This window comes from Plantactinospora sp. WMMB782, from assembly GCF_049179135.1.
Taxonomy (GTDB): domain Bacteria; phylum Actinomycetota; class Actinomycetes; order Mycobacteriales; family Micromonosporaceae; genus Plantactinospora.
The window spans coordinates 3,753,396-3,766,910 of record NZ_JBMHMC010000007.1 but is presented as its reverse complement, the minus strand read 5'-3'; the positions used below and the strand labels follow the sequence as shown (position 1 = coordinate 3,766,910).

11 protein-coding genes, 1 pseudogene and 1 riboswitch are annotated in these 13,515 nt (G+C 73.0%); of the genes and pseudogenes, 5 read left to right on the top strand and 7 right to left on the bottom strand.

The window, feature by feature from the left end; genetic code table 11:
- Window positions 1–30: 30 nt before the first annotated feature.
- On the bottom strand, window positions 31–1,107 hold the full coding sequence (dapC, locus tag ACN28A_RS19325) for a succinyldiaminopimelate transaminase (protein ID WP_421404506.1): 1,077 nt from the start codon (window positions 1,105–1,107) through the stop codon (window positions 31–33).
- 62 nt (window positions 1,108–1,169) lie between these two features.
- Complete coding sequence (gene fdxA / locus ACN28A_RS19320) at window positions 1,170–1,493, bottom strand: ferredoxin (RefSeq protein WP_421396921.1); 324 nt, start codon at window positions 1,491–1,493, stop codon at window positions 1,170–1,172.
- 79 nt (window positions 1,494–1,572) lie between these two features.
- Between fdxA and ACN28A_RS19315 the strand changes: the two genes are divergently transcribed.
- On the top strand, window positions 1,573–2,661 hold the full coding sequence (locus tag ACN28A_RS19315; RefSeq protein ID WP_421396920.1) for a GNAT family N-acetyltransferase: 1,089 nt from the start codon (window positions 1,573–1,575) through the stop codon (window positions 2,659–2,661).
- 18 nt (window positions 2,662–2,679) lie between these two features.
- Here ACN28A_RS19315 and ACN28A_RS19310 read toward each other — a convergent pair whose 3' ends face one another.
- The 3 genes from ACN28A_RS19310 to mshB form a co-directional block, all read right to left on the bottom strand.
- Window positions 2,680–3,144, bottom strand: coding sequence for a hypothetical protein (locus ACN28A_RS19310; protein WP_421396919.1), 465 nt, complete (start codon window positions 3,142–3,144; stop codon window positions 2,680–2,682).
- Between the two features lie 125 nt (window positions 3,145–3,269).
- Window positions 3,270–3,749 (bottom strand): hypothetical protein, encoded by a 480-nt coding sequence (locus tag ACN28A_RS19305; RefSeq protein ID WP_421396918.1) that lies wholly within the window; start codon window positions 3,747–3,749, stop codon window positions 3,270–3,272.
- On the bottom strand, window positions 3,746–4,780 hold the full coding sequence (mshB, locus tag ACN28A_RS19300; RefSeq protein ID WP_421404504.1) for an N-acetyl-1-D-myo-inositol-2-amino-2-deoxy-alpha-D-glucopyranoside deacetylase: 1,035 nt from the start codon (window positions 4,778–4,780) through the stop codon (window positions 3,746–3,748). Before mshB ends, ACN28A_RS19305 begins: the two co-directional genes overlap by 4 nt.
- Before the next feature lie 165 nt (window positions 4,781–4,945).
- Here mshB and ACN28A_RS19295 point away from each other — a divergent pair.
- Window positions 4,946–5,179: pseudogene (locus tag ACN28A_RS19295) on the top strand (peptidase S9); the annotation flags it as partial.
- Between the two features lie 15 nt (window positions 5,180–5,194).
- Window positions 5,195–7,291, top strand: coding sequence for a prolyl oligopeptidase family serine peptidase (locus ACN28A_RS19290; RefSeq protein WP_421404502.1), 2,097 nt, complete (start codon window positions 5,195–5,197; stop codon window positions 7,289–7,291).
- Window positions 7,292–7,383: 92 nt separating this feature from the next.
- On the opposite strand, the gene ACN28A_RS19285 is transcribed toward ACN28A_RS19290, so the two are convergent.
- A complete protein-coding gene (locus ACN28A_RS19285) occupies window positions 7,384–7,812 on the bottom strand; it encodes a VOC family protein (RefSeq protein WP_421396917.1) in 429 nt (142 codons plus the stop codon).
- Window positions 7,813–7,888: 76 nt separating this feature from the next.
- Window positions 7,889–8,710, bottom strand: coding sequence for an SAM-dependent methyltransferase (locus tag ACN28A_RS19280; RefSeq protein WP_421396916.1), 822 nt, complete (start codon window positions 8,708–8,710; stop codon window positions 7,889–7,891).
- A 268-nt stretch (window positions 8,711–8,978) separates the two neighbouring features.
- Window positions 8,979–9,062, top strand: a riboswitch (S-adenosyl-L-homocysteine riboswitch).
- Between the two features lie 16 nt (window positions 9,063–9,078).
- Between ACN28A_RS19280 and metH the strand changes: the two genes are divergently transcribed.
- Together metH and ACN28A_RS19270 are read left to right on the top strand one after the other, a co-directional pair.
- On the top strand, window positions 9,079–12,726 hold the full coding sequence (metH, locus tag ACN28A_RS19275) for a methionine synthase (RefSeq protein WP_421396915.1): 3,648 nt from the start codon (window positions 9,079–9,081) through the stop codon (window positions 12,724–12,726).
- 140 nt (window positions 12,727–12,866) lie between these two features.
- Window positions 12,867–13,469, top strand: a complete 603-nt coding sequence (locus ACN28A_RS19270; RefSeq protein ID WP_421396914.1) for a hypothetical protein — start codon at window positions 12,867–12,869, stop codon at window positions 13,467–13,469.
- The last annotated feature ends 46 nt before the right edge of the window (window positions 13,470–13,515 follow it).

Genomic DNA, 13,515 nt, shown 5'->3' with positions numbered 1-13,515 from the left:
TCAGCACAGCAGGACCCCGGGGCCGAGAACTCAGCCGAGCAGTCGATCGGCGGCGGCGGTCACCCGCTCGTCGGTCGCGGTGAGCGCGACCCGGACGTGCCGGTCGCCGGTCGGGCCGTAGAAGGCGCCGGGCGCCACCAGGACGCCCCGGCGGGCGAACCAGTCCACCGTGGCCCAGCAGTCCTCGTCCCGGCTCGCCCAGAGATAGAGCCCCGCCGTGGAGTGGTCGATCTCGAAACCGGCCTTGACCAACGCGTCCCGCAGCACCTCGCGGCGGGCGGAATACCGGGCGCGCTGCTCGGTCACGTGCGCCTCGTCAGCGAGCGCGGCGACCATCGCCGCCTGCACCGGAGCCGGCACGATCATCCCGGCGTGCTTGCGAACCGCCAGCAGGGTCTCCACGACGCCCCGGTCACCGGCGACGAAGCCGGCCCGGTAGCCGGCCAGGTTCGAGCGCTTGGAGAGCGAGTGCACGGCCAGCAGGTTGGCACAGTCGTCGCCGCAGACCGCCGGGTCGAGGATCGAGGTCGGCGTCTCCTCCCAGCCCAGCGAGAGGTAGCACTCGTCACTGGCCAGCACGACGTCGCGTTCGCGGGCCCAGTCCACCATCTTGCGCAGGTGTTCCGGCGGCAGCACCCGGCCGGTCGGGTTGGACGGCGAGTTGACCCAGACCAGCCGTACCCGGGGATCGGGGCCGAGCGCGGTCAGGGCATCCGCCCGGACCACCTCCGCCCCGGCCAGCCGCGCCCCGACCTCGTACGTCGGGTAACAGACCTTCGGGATCACCACCACGTCCCCGGGACCGAGCCCGAGCAGGGTCGGCAGCCAGCCGACCAGCTCCTTGGAGCCGATGGTCGGCAGCACCCCGACGGCCTCCGGATCCGCCCCGCAGTTCCGGGCCACCCAGTCGGTGAGGGCGGCGCGCAGGGCCCGCGAGCCGGCGGTCAGCGGATAGCCGGGCGCGTCCGAGGCCTCCGCCAGGGCGGACCGGATCGACGCGGGCACCGGGTCGACCGGGGTACCGACGGAGAGGTCGACGATCCCGTCCGGGTGCCGACCGGCCAGCGCCTTGGCCGGCTCCAGCAGGTCCCAGGGGAAGTCGGGCAGGTTGCCGGTACGGCCCGGGGGCGACCCGCCGGGTGTCCGGCCGGCAACCGGTCCGGTGCCGCTCAGTGCTCACCCCGGGGCGGCTGCGCCGCGATGAACGGGGTGTCCTTCTCCACCTTGCCGATCTTGGATGCGCCGCCCGGCGAACCGAGATCCTCGAAGAACTCGTAGTTGGCGGTGGTGTAGTCCTTCCACTGCTCGGGCACGTCGTCCTCGTAGAAGATCGCTTCCACCGGGCAGACCGGCTCGCACGCCCCGCAGTCGACACACTCGTCGGGGTGGATGTAGAGCATCCGGTTGCCTTCGTAGATGCAGTCGACCGGGCACTCCTCGATGCACGCTTTGTCGAGCACATCCACGCACGGCTCGGCGATGATGTAGGTCACCGATCTTCTCCTCCGCAAGCCACGCCGCGATCGACCGCGACGGTAAGAGCCTAGTATGTCGCCGGGGAGGGGGTCGATCGTGCTCGGACGCCGCGATGTGGGACATCGAATCGTCGTCCGCCGGATTGTCGGAAATCAGAGCGGACGTACCCTGTTCAGCGACGCTCTCGGCGAGCTGGTCGACCTGACCGAGACCCATCTCACGATCGCCACCGCCAGCGGGCCGCTGCGGGTGCCGCTGGGCGAGGTGCACCGGGCCAAGCGGGTGCCGCCGGCCCGGCGCCCGAACGCGGCGGCGGTGGTCGAACTCGAACTCGCCTCGGACGAGGCCTGGCCCGCCCCGGTACGCGAACGGCTCGGCGACTGGCTGCTGCGTACCGCCGAGGGCTGGTCCGGGCGGGCGAACACCGCGCTGCCGGTGGGTGACCCGGACCGGCCCCTGGAGGAGGCGATCGACGCGGTCACCCGCTGGTACGCCGAACGCGGCCGGCCGGCGATGTTCAACGTCCCGCTGCCGCTGGCCGCGCCCGTCGGGGCGGCCCTGGACCGGCGCGGCTGGTCGACCCGCCCGCTGGTACTCGTGCAGACCGCTCCGCTGGCGGCGATCCTGGACGCCGTACCCGAGCGACCCGACCTGCCGAGCCCGGAGCTGGCCGGCACACCCACCCCGGAGTGGCTGGCCCTGGCCGCCCAGCGCAAGGCGAAACAGGGCCGGCAGTACGCCCGACCCGGCGCGCAGGCCGGCGGGCGGCCGGCGGATCCCGAGGATGCTCCCGCCGGCACGGGCGGCCCCGGCGAGGGTCCGGCCGGATTGCCGGCCGCCGCCCGGCACATCCTCACCGCCGTGCCACAGCTCCGCTTCGCGCACGCGTATGCGCCGCCGGTCGGTCGACCCGACGATCCGCCGGAGCTGGTCGCGACGGCCCGGGGCACGGTCACCGGGCGGGGCCGCTGGCTGGGGCTGAGCCTGATCGAGGTGGTCCCGTCGGCCCGCCGCCAGGGGCTGGCCCAGCACCTGGTCCGGGCGCTGGCGCAGTGGGCGGCCGAACTCGGCGCCACCCGGGCGTTCCTCCAGGTCGAGGAGCACAACGAGGCGGCCGTGGCGCTCTACCGGCGGCTCGGCTTCAGCACCCACCACACCTACCAGACCCGGGTCGCCCCGGACTGATCCCTCGAAAGCCCGAGGTCAGCGGCGGACGACGCGGCGGGGCTTGGACTGCTTGGCCTCGGCGTACCGCTTGAGCGAGCGCGAGCGGTAGTCCCGGCCGAACGCGGTGAGCAGCAGATATCCGACGAGTACGCCGCCGAGGGTGAAGCCGGCGTAGAGCCAGATCTGCGAGAAGAACGCCCCGGCACCGGAGGCGAACGGCTGGCTGCCACTGACGAACGGGCCGACGAAGACGGTCAGCAGCATCGCGACGAGTACGGCGAGCGCCATCTCCCCGCCCCAGTCCGGCAGCGGACGGCGCTGGCCCCGGAGGAACGCGAGGGTCGCCAGGACCAGCCCGATCGCGGCGAACATGCCCAGTGAGATCCGGTCCTGCACCTCGGCGTCGTCACCGAAGGCGAACCGGGCCACCAGGCGTGCCGCCACGTTGATCCCGAACAGCACGCCCGCGAGTACTCCGACCGACAGCCAACGCTCCCTCATCGCAATCGCACGTCCTCTGGCCTCGTGCCCCCACCCGTCCGGGGGCGTCCTGCCACAGAGTTCTACCACCCGTGCCCGAGCGGATCCATGGCGCGCACAGCGAGGAGCCGGGGAACGCGGGTGGATCAGGGCTGCAGCGGCGGGGGCGCCGGGGTGCGCGGGTTCATCAGCATCCGGAAGCCCATCACCGCGAAGGTCACCGAGCCGGCGAAGATCATCACCAGCCCGACCCAGTTGTCGGCGGCGATCAGCACGTCGCCCTCGGCGGTGCCGCCGGCCGCGAGCACCATCAGGGCGAACCAGACCACGGCGGGCAGTGCGAGCGCCCAGCGCCGGCCCACCGCCCGGGGCGCGAACCAGCCCAACGCCACGTTCGCCAGCACGGTGACCAGCACCGACACCCCGATCAGCATGCCGCCGACCCGCCACGTCGACAGGATCAGCTCCAGCACGGCGGTGACCGCGGCGGCTGCCACCGCGACCGCGCCACCGACCACCCGCAGCACCAGGTCGACCGCCCGGTACACCGCCGACGGCCCGGCGGGCGGCGGCGGATCGGGTCGCAACTCCTCGGGGGTCGACACGGGCGCGCTCGGCAGGCTCACCGCGCGCCCGCCTCCGCCGGCGTACCGGTCGGGGGCGGCGGTGCCACGGCCACCGGGTCGGGCCGGTCGCCGGCCTCGGCGCCCGCACCCGCGTCGGCACCCGGCGCCACGTCGGCGCTCGCGTCGGGCAGTCCGGCGAAGAGGTCGTCCTCCCAGTCGTACGGCCCGGCGCCCGGACCCCGGGTACCGACCGCCAGGGTGTAGTACTCGACGCCCATGAACTCGCCGCCGAAGTTGCTGGCGATCGAGTAGAGCCACGAGTCGTCCGGGATCTGCGTGCCGTGCGCCCGCATCGCCGCCTCCTTGGCGGCGTGCTGGTCGGTGCCGTCGATCCGGGCCGCGATCTGCTCGTCCGGGGTGCCGAACGGGAGGTCGTCGGCCTGCTCGGTGCCGGCGAACGGATTGTCACCGGCCTCGGCGAAGGCAGCCAGACCGGCCTCCAGCACGCTCCTCGGCATCGCCGTCCAGTAGATCTTGTCCGGCCCGAAGCCCTCGGCGGCGGCGAGTTCGGCCGCCCGCATCGCCACCCGGTGCGCCTGGATGTGGTCGGGATGCCCGTAGAAGCCGTTCGGGTCGTAGGTGACGAGCACCTGCGGTCGTACCTCCCGCATGATCTCGACCAGGTGGCCGGCGGCCTCGTCCAGGTCGGCCCGCCAGAACGCCCTCGGGTGGTCGTTGGTGGGCAGCCCCATCATCCCCGAGTCGCGGTATCGGCCGGCACCGCCGAGGAACCGGTGGTCGGACACCCCGAGCGCGGCGCAGGCCGCGGCCAGCTCGGTGATCCGGTACCCGCCGAGCTGGTCCGCCTCGGCGGCGGCCAACCCGCGCAGCGCGGGTACGTGGATCTCGCCCTCCTCGCCGAGGGTGCAGGTGACCAGGGTGACCCCGGCGCCGGCCGCCGCGTAGTACGCCATCGTGGCGCCGGTGCCGATCGCCTCGTCGTCGGGATGCGCGTGCACCAGCAGCAGCCGCCGGGCGGGCCGGGCCGGAGCGGAGCCGGCCGGCTCGGCCTGCTCAGTCGGGACGGCCACCGCAGGGTTCGTCACCCGGGCAACTCTACGCCGCCGGTCCGGTTCGCCCTACTGGAGGGAGTTGCTGCCGCCTTCGCAGGGTGGCCGCCCGACTACCGGCACCCGACCGGGCGGCGATGGTCCGGCTCGGCCACATCAACCACCGCCCGGCTCTACGATCACGGGGTGGACTACCCCGAGTTGGCCGCCCGCACCCGCCGTTTCAGCCGCGGCGCGCCCCGGGCCGTGACGGTGGCGAGCGACGGCTCCCGGGTGGTCTTCCTCCGTTCCGGCGGCCCCACCGACCCGGTCGACGCACTCTGGATGTTCGACGTCGCCGACGGCACCGAACGGCTGGTCGCCGACCCCGCCGACCTGCTCGCCGACCCCGGGGCCGACACCGACCCGGGCGGGCCGGGAGCCGACGACGCCACGCTGGCCGGAGCCGCCGCCGGGGCCCGGCCGAACGGTCGTACCGGTACCCGGTCGACCGGAACCGCCGGCACCCGGCCGAACGGAACCACCGGCACCCGGACCGGGCCCGCCGGGCCGGCCGTCGACCTCGCCCCGGCCGCCGGCACCGCCGAGCCGGCCACCGGCACGCCGCACTCGACCGAGCGGGCACTGCGGGAACGGCTCCGGTTGAGCGCCTCCGGCATCGCCTCCTACGCCACCGACCCGGCCGCCCGGGTGGCGGTCTTCGCCCTCGACGGCCGGCTGTTCCGGGCCGACCTGCTGCACGGGGACGTGGTCGAGGTCGCCGTCGCCGGCCCGGTGGTGGACCCCCGACCGGACCCGACCGGGCAGCGGCTGGCCTACGTCACCGACACCGCCGGCAGCGGCGGCCCGGTCGGGCAGTTGCGGGTGGTCGACCCGGACGGCACCGACACCCTGCTGGCCGGCGAGGACGCCGGCGTCACCTGGGGACTCGCCGAGTTCGTCGCGGCCGAGGAGTTCGACAGGTTCCGGGGGTACTGGTGGGCACCGGACGGGCGCTCGATCCTGGCCGCCCGGGTCGACGAATCCCGGCTGCCCCGCTGGCACCTGCACGATCCCGGTGACCCGGCCAGCCCGCCGCGCTCGGTGGCGTACCCGCGCTCCGGCGGGCCGAACGCCGAGGTGAGCCTCCACCTGCTCGACCTCGACGGCGGCTGGGTCGACGTGCACTGGGACCGGGAGACCTATCCCTACCTGGTCTCGGTGGAGTGGGTCGAGACCGGGCCGCTGATCACCGTACTGCGCCGGTTGCAGCAGCACGGGCTGGTGCTGGCGGTGGACCCGCGCACCGGCGAGACCCAGGTGCACGCCGAGCTCGCCGACCCGCGCTGGGTCGAACCCGTCGCCGGCACGCCGCGACACCTGCCCGACGGCCGGGTACTCGTCGGCGGCGAACTCGCACACGACGGGTACGACGCCCGCTGTCTCTTCGCCGACGGCACCCTGCTCACCCCGCCGTCGCTCTACGTGCGGCGGGTGGTCGGCTGGCTGCCGAACCACAACGGCAGCCCGGACCTGCTGGTCGAGGGGAGCGACGGCGAACCGAGCCAGCAGCACCTGTTCCGGGTGCGTACCGCGATCGGGGCGGGTGGGATCGACGCCCGGCGGCTGACCGGCGACCCGGGCTGGCACAGCGCGACGGTCGGCGGCGACGTACTCGTGGTGCAGTCCCGCTCGCTGGACAGCGCCGGCAGCAGCTGGACGGTCTGGCGGGGTGACCAGGAGGTGGGCACGCTGCGCTCGCTCGCCGCGACCCCGCCGTACGCCCCCCGACCCGCGCTGGAACGGGTCACCGACCGCCGGCTGCCGGCCGCGGTGGTCTACCCCGGCAACCACGTCGCCGGCCGGCGGCTGCCGGTGCTGCTCGACGTGTACGGCGGCCCCGGCCACCAGGAGGTGGTGGCCGCCCGCTCGGTCTGGCTGGAGCGACAGTGGTGGGCCGACGCCGGCTACGCGGTGGTGACCATCGACAACCGGGGTACCCCGGGGGTGGCACCGTCGTTCGAGAAGGTGGTGCACCGGCGGCTGGCCGACGTGATCCTGGCCGACCAGGCGGACGCGCTGACCGCGCTGGCCGGCAAGCACCCCGACCTCGACCTGGGCCGGGTGGCGATCCGGGGCTGGTCCTTCGGCGGCTGGCTGGCCGGGCTCGCCGTGCTGCGCCGGCCGGACCTGTTCCGGTGTGCCATCGCCGGCGCCCCGGTCACCGACTGGACGCTCTACGACACCGCCTACACCGAGCGCTACCTCGGGTTGCCGGCGGACAGCCCCGACGTGTACGCCCACCACTCGCTGCTGGAGCTCGCCGCCGAGCCGGTACGCGACCCGGACGAGCTCCGGCCGATCCTGCTGGTGCACGGGCTGGCCGACGACAACGTGGTGGCCGCGCACACCCTGCGGCTCTCCGCCGCGCTGCTGGCCACCGGCCGCCCGCACTCGGTGATCCCGCTCACCGGTGCCACCCACATGGCCGCCGGTGGCACCGCCGAGCGGCTGCTCGCGCTGGAACTCGACTTCCTCCGCCAGCATCTCTGACACTGATGGCACGAGGTGCCAGCGGGCTGACACGACGACAACCTGGGCGCGCCCGATCGCCGGTTTCGCCGGTCCCGGCCGCCGCCGGTCGATCAGCCGGTGTTGGACCAGTCCCGGGTGCAGAGTACGAGCCGGTAACCGTCCGGGTCCTCGAACGTCACACCCCAGCGGTCCCAGTACGGGCCCTGGGAGACCCGCTTGCCGCCGGCCGCTTCGAGGCGGGTGACCAGGGCGTCGTCGAGCGGCCCGGCCAGGTAGAGCACCAGCAGGTCCTCGGCGGTCGGTCCGGGGCGTACCGCGAGCCCCGGCCCGCTGACGATCTCCAGGTGCCAGCTCGCCTCCGGCCAGCCCAGCATCAGCAGGTCATGCTCAGCCGGGCCGGCAGCGGTGGCCCGGTAGAGCACCGCCAGGCCGAGCCCGGCGACGTAGAAGCGTTCGACGGCGGCAGGGGCGCGGCTGGGCCGGGCTATCCGCAGGTGGGTCCCGGCGTCGACCGGTCGGGGCTCGGGATCGATCGACACATGACCTCCTCGTCGGTTCAGGACGATCCTGGTGGTTGAACCGAGCTTGAGGTCAAGCGGGTGGGCGCCGAATCCGTCAGGGCTTCCGGGCCACCCCGCCCACGATTGTGTGGTAGGTGTCGGGATGCTGGTATTCCTCGTCGCCGTCCGGACGCCAGTCGGCCAGTGGGACCAGACCGGGCGGTTGCAGCTCCAGGTCGCCGAAGTAGGACGAAATCTCCTGGTGGGTACGCCACCGGCCGGTGCCGAGAGTCTCGTTGAAAACCTTCTCCACCCCGAGGGCCCGTCGGGAGACCTCGGGATTGGCCTCGCCCGGGTTGTGGAAGTGCGAGATCGCCAGGTAGCTGCCGGATGGCAGGGCGGCGGTGAGCCGGCGGGCGATCCCGCCCGGGTCGTCGTCGTCGTGCAGATGGTGCAGGACCGCCAGGAGCAGCAGCCCGACCGGCCGGTCGAAATCGATCATCCGCCTGACCTCGGGGTCTTCGAGGATCTTCTCCGGCTCCCGGAGATCGCCCTGGGCGACCGTCGTGGTCTGGGCGTCCGCGAGCAGGGCCCGCCCGTGCGCGAGCGCCATCGGATCGTTGTCGACGTAGACCACCCGGGCGGCCGGGTCCACCTTGTGGGCGATCTCGTGCACGTTGCCCTGGGTCGGCAGCCCGGAGCCGAGGTCGAGGAACTGCCGGATGCCGGCTTCCGCAGCCAGATACCGGACCGACCGGCGTAGGAAGGCCCGGCAGGCCCGGCCCACCTCCGCACCGTCCGGCGTGACTTTCAGCGCCATCTCGGCCGCCCGCCGGTCGACCGCGAAGTTGTCCTTGCCGCCCAGGTAGTAGTCGTAGACCCGGGCGATGCTGGGCCGGGTGATGTCGACGCCCGGCGGAGCCTTCTCGCTCGTCAAGACTGATCCCTCCGTACGCACAGAGCTGGTCACGGTTGCGCGGGAACGGCGGGGGCCGATCCCGGGCTGGAGGACCGGCGGCGGTGCCGGGCAGCGTCACCGGACGTGTGCGCACTGAGGGTAGATGAGACCGTCTCGTCCCGTCGATCCCATGCCGCGAGTCGTCGTCGATATCGCCGATCCGGACAACGTTCGGCGCCGACATGGCCCATCCCACAGTCCGCGACGATTTCCGCCCCATCGGGACCTTTCCGGTACTCTCGATCCTCGGGCCGAGAGGCGCTGCAACGGGCGAAGCCGCCCGCCACGCTCGGCCCGGGTTTTCGATCTTCCGCAAGGGCGCCTCCGTTTCGACGACGGAGGTGGTCATGGATACGGCTTCGACCGGTGCCCAGACGCGGGCGGCGCGCACCAGGGCCCTGCGGGAGCTGCTCGCCGAGCGGATCGTGGTGCTGGACGGTGCCTGGGGCACCATGCTCCAGGGCGCCGGCCTCACTCCCGCCGACTACCGGGGCGAGCTGCTCGCCGACCACCCGCAGGACGTGGCCGGCGACCCGGACCTGCTCAACCTGACCCGGCCGGACGTCATCCTCGACGTACACCGGCGCTACCTGGCGGCCGGCGCGGACATCACCTCGACGAACACCTTCACCGCGACGAGCATCGCGCAGGCCGACTACGGCCTCCAGGCGCTGGTCCCGGAGATGAACCTGCGCGGCGCCCAGCTCGCCCGGCAGGCCGCCGACGAGGCGGGCGGCAGGTTCGTCGCCGGCTCGGTCGGGCCGCTGAACGTGACCCTGTCGCTCTCCCCCCGGGTGGACGACCCGGCGTTCCGGACGGTCTCCTTCGACACGGTCCGCGAGTCGTACGCGGAGCAGATCCGGGCGCTCGCCGAGGGCGGTGTCGACATCCTGCTGATCGAGACGATCTTCGACACGCTCAACGCCAAGGCCGCGATCGCCGCCGCCCGGGAGGTCGCGCCCGAGCTGCCGCTGTGGATCTCGGTCACCATCGTCGACCTGAGCGGCCGGACCCTGTCCGGGCAGACCGTCGAGGCGTTCTGGAGCTCGGTCGCGCACGCCGAGCCGCTGGCGGTCGGGGTGAACTGCTCGCTCGGCGCCACCGAGATGCGCCCACACGTCGCCGAACTGGCCCGGCTCGCCGACACCTTCGTCGCCTGCCACCCGAACGCCGGGCTGCCGAACGCCTTCGGCGGCTACGACCAGCAGCCGGAGGAGACCGGCGGGCTGCTCCGCGAGTTCGCCGAAGCAGGCATGGTCAACATCGTCGGCGGCTGCTGCGGCACCGGCCCGGAGCACATCGCCCGGATCGCCGAGGCGGTCGCCGGCCGCCCGCCCCGGCCGGTGCCGGCGGTGCCCGGCGCCACCCGGTTCAGCGGACTGGAGCCGTTCGCCATCGGCGCCGACACCGGCTTCGTGATGATCGGCGAGCGGACCAACGTCACCGGCTCGGCCCGGTTCCGCCGGCTGATCGAGGCCGACGACTACCAGGCCGCCGTCGACGTGGCGCTGGAGCAGGTACGCGGCGGCGCCAACATCCTCGATGTGAACATGGACGCCGACCTGCTCGACAGCGAGCGGGCGATGACCACCTTCCTGAACCTCATCGCCACCGAGCCCGAGGTGGCCCGCATCCCGATCATGATCGACAGCTCGCGGTGGAGCGTGCTGGAGGCCGGGCTCAAGTGCGTACAGGGCAAGGGGATCGTCAACTCGATAAGCCTCAAGGAGGGCGAGGAGGCGTTCCTCGAGCAGGCGCGGCGGATCCGCGACTACGGCGCCGGCGTGGTGGTGATGGCCTTCGACGAGATCGGCCAGGCGGAGACCACCGAACGCAAGGTGTCCATCTGCGGCCGGGCGTACGACCTGCTCACCCAACGGGCCGGCTTCGCGCCCACCGACATCGTCTTCGACCCGAACGTACTGGCGGTGGCGACCGGGATCAGCGAGCACAACGGGTACGCCAAGGCGTTCATCGACGCGCTCCCGCTGATCAAGGAGCGCTGCCCCGGGGCCCGGACCAGCGGCGGCATCTCCAACCTGTCGTTCTCGTTCCGCGGCAACGACGTGGTACGCGAGGCCATGCACTCGGCGTTCCTGTTCCACGCCGTACGGGCCGGGCTGGACATGGGCATCGTCAACGCCGGTCAGCTCGCCGTCTACCAGGACATCCCCGCCGACCTGCTGGAGTTGGTCGAGGACGTGCTCTTCGACCGGCGGGACGACGCCACCGACCGGCTGGTCACGTTCGCCGGCACGGTGAGCGGCTCCGGCACCCGGCGCACCGTCGACCTCGGCTGGCGGGAGGGGCCGGTCGCCGAGCGCCTCTCCTACGCGCTCGTGCACGGCATCGTCGACTTCATCGAGGCCGACACCGAGGAGGCCCGCAAGCAGGCCGACCGCCCGCTCGACGTGATCGAGGGGCCGCTGATGGACGGCATGAAGGTGGTCGGCGACCTCTTCGGTTCCGGCCGGATGTTCCTGCCCCAGGTGGTGAAGAGCGCCCGGGTGATGAAGCGCTCGGTCGCCTACCTGGAGCCGTACATGGAGGCGGAGAAGGAGCAGGCCCGCGCCGAGGGGCGACTCGACGGCAACCGTGGCCAGGGCAAGGTGGTGCTGGCCACGGTCAAGGGCGACGTGCACGACATCGGCAAGAACATCGTCGGCGTGGTGCTCGGCTGCAACAACTACGAGGTCGTCGACCTCGGCGTGATGGTGCCGGCGGCGAAGATCCTGGACACCGCGATCGCCGAGGACGCCGACGCGATCGGGCTCTCCGGACTGATCACCCCGTCGCTGGACGAGATGGTGTCGGTCGCCACCGAGATGCGGCGGCGGGGGATGAACCTGCCGCTGCTGATCGGCGGGGCCACCACCTCCCGGCAGCACACGGCGGTACGGATCGCCCCGGCGTACGACGGCAGCACCGTGCACGTGCTCGACGCGTCCCGGGTGGTCGGGGTCGTCTCCGACCTGCTCAACCCGGAGCGGGCCGCCGAGCTGGACGTACGCAACCGCGCGGAGCAGCAGCGGCTGCGCGAGCAGCACGAGGGGCGGGACCGGGTCCCGCTGCTTCCCCTCGACCAGGCCCGGGGAAACCGGGAGGTGGTCGACTTCGCCGAGCTGCCGGTGCCGGCCTTCACCGGGGTACGCGTGGTCCGCCCCGAGCTGACCGAACTGCGCGAGATGATCGACTGGCAGTTCCTCTTCCTCGCCTGGGAACTGAAGGGAAAGTTCCCGGCCATCCTCGACCAGCCGGTGGCCCGGGAACTCTACGACGACGCGAACACCCTGCTCGACCAGATCGTCGCGGACGGTTCGCTGCACGCCGTCGGGTCGTACGCCTTCTGGCCGGCGCAGGCCGACGGCGACGACATCGTGCTGACCGGCGGGACCGGTACGCGCTTCCCGATGCTCCGCCAGCAGACCGCCAAGCCGGCCGGGCGGCCGAACCGCTGCCTGGCCGACTACGTCGCCCCGACCGGCGACCATCTCGGCGGCTTCGCGGTGACGATCCACGGCGCCGAGGAACTGGCCGCCTCCTTCGAGGCCAGGCACGACGACTACCGGGCGATCATGGTCAAGGCGCTGGCCGACCGGCTCGCCGAGGCGTTCGCCGAACACCTGCACCTGCGGGCGAGGCGCGACTGGTACGAGCCGGACGCCGACCCGGCGATCGAGGACCTGCACGCCGAGCGGTTCCGGGGCATCCGTCCCGCCCTCGGCTACCCGGCCAGCCCGGACCACAGCCTCAAGCGGGAGCTGTTCGAGCTGCTCGGTGCCGAGGCGCTCGGCATCGGCCTGACCGAGTCGTACGCGATGACCCCGGCCGCCAGCGTCAGCGGCCTGCTCTTCGCGCACCCGTCGTCGCGCTACTTCACCGTCGGCCGGCTCGGTCGCGACCAGGTCGAGGAGTACGCGACCCGGCGCGGGCTGCCGCTCGCCGAGGTCGAACGCTGGCTCCGGCCCAACCTCGGCTACGAGCCGGGGCAGTGACCGGCGTCGCCCGGCCGGTCATCGCGGCGCCCGGCCGGGCGACGTCAAGCGTTGGAGTGGTACTCTAGCCATTCATAACCGTCGATTCTCCGTTCGGCTCACTACCCTGGTCGGTAGGGGGCTGACGGGAGGAGACGCGCGTGGAGCTGCGAGGCCCGCTCTCCTGGCGGATCGGCGTCCGCAGGTTCGACCACCTGGTCGACTGCGCGTTGTGGATCCGGGCGAGCGAGCGGATAGAGGTGCCGGCGCACCGGCTGGTACCCGGCCCGCTGGACCTCGACGAGATTCCGGACCCGATCGACCCGCTCGGCTTCGTGCCCGGTGCGGAGTGGCTCGGCTGGTGGCTCTCCCTGGTGGACCCGGCGGGGCAGCGGTCGCGACCGCGCACCGACCTGGAACCCGCCGACGACACCCCGGACCCGCTCGGCCTGGCGCCGTGGCCGGCGCTGCGCCGGGTGGTCGCGCAACGCTGGCCGCAGGCGCGGGACTGGCACACCGCCCGGCAACGCGACTGGTTCGGCCGGGTCGGTCCCGGCAACACGGCCACGAACGAGGCGGTACGCCAGGTCGAGCGGTCGCTGGGCCGCACGGTACGCCCGTTCAGCATCGAGATCGTGCTGCTGCCGGTACGCGACGACGTGATCCGCCGGGTGGACCAGCACCGCTACCTGGTCCCGGAGCGGGTGCACGACAGTCCACGATGGTCGGTCTGGCTGCGTGGCCTGGTGCAGCGGATCGGCTGAGGAGGAGGATTGTCGGCGCCGCCGGGTAGCCTGCCGATCCGGACGC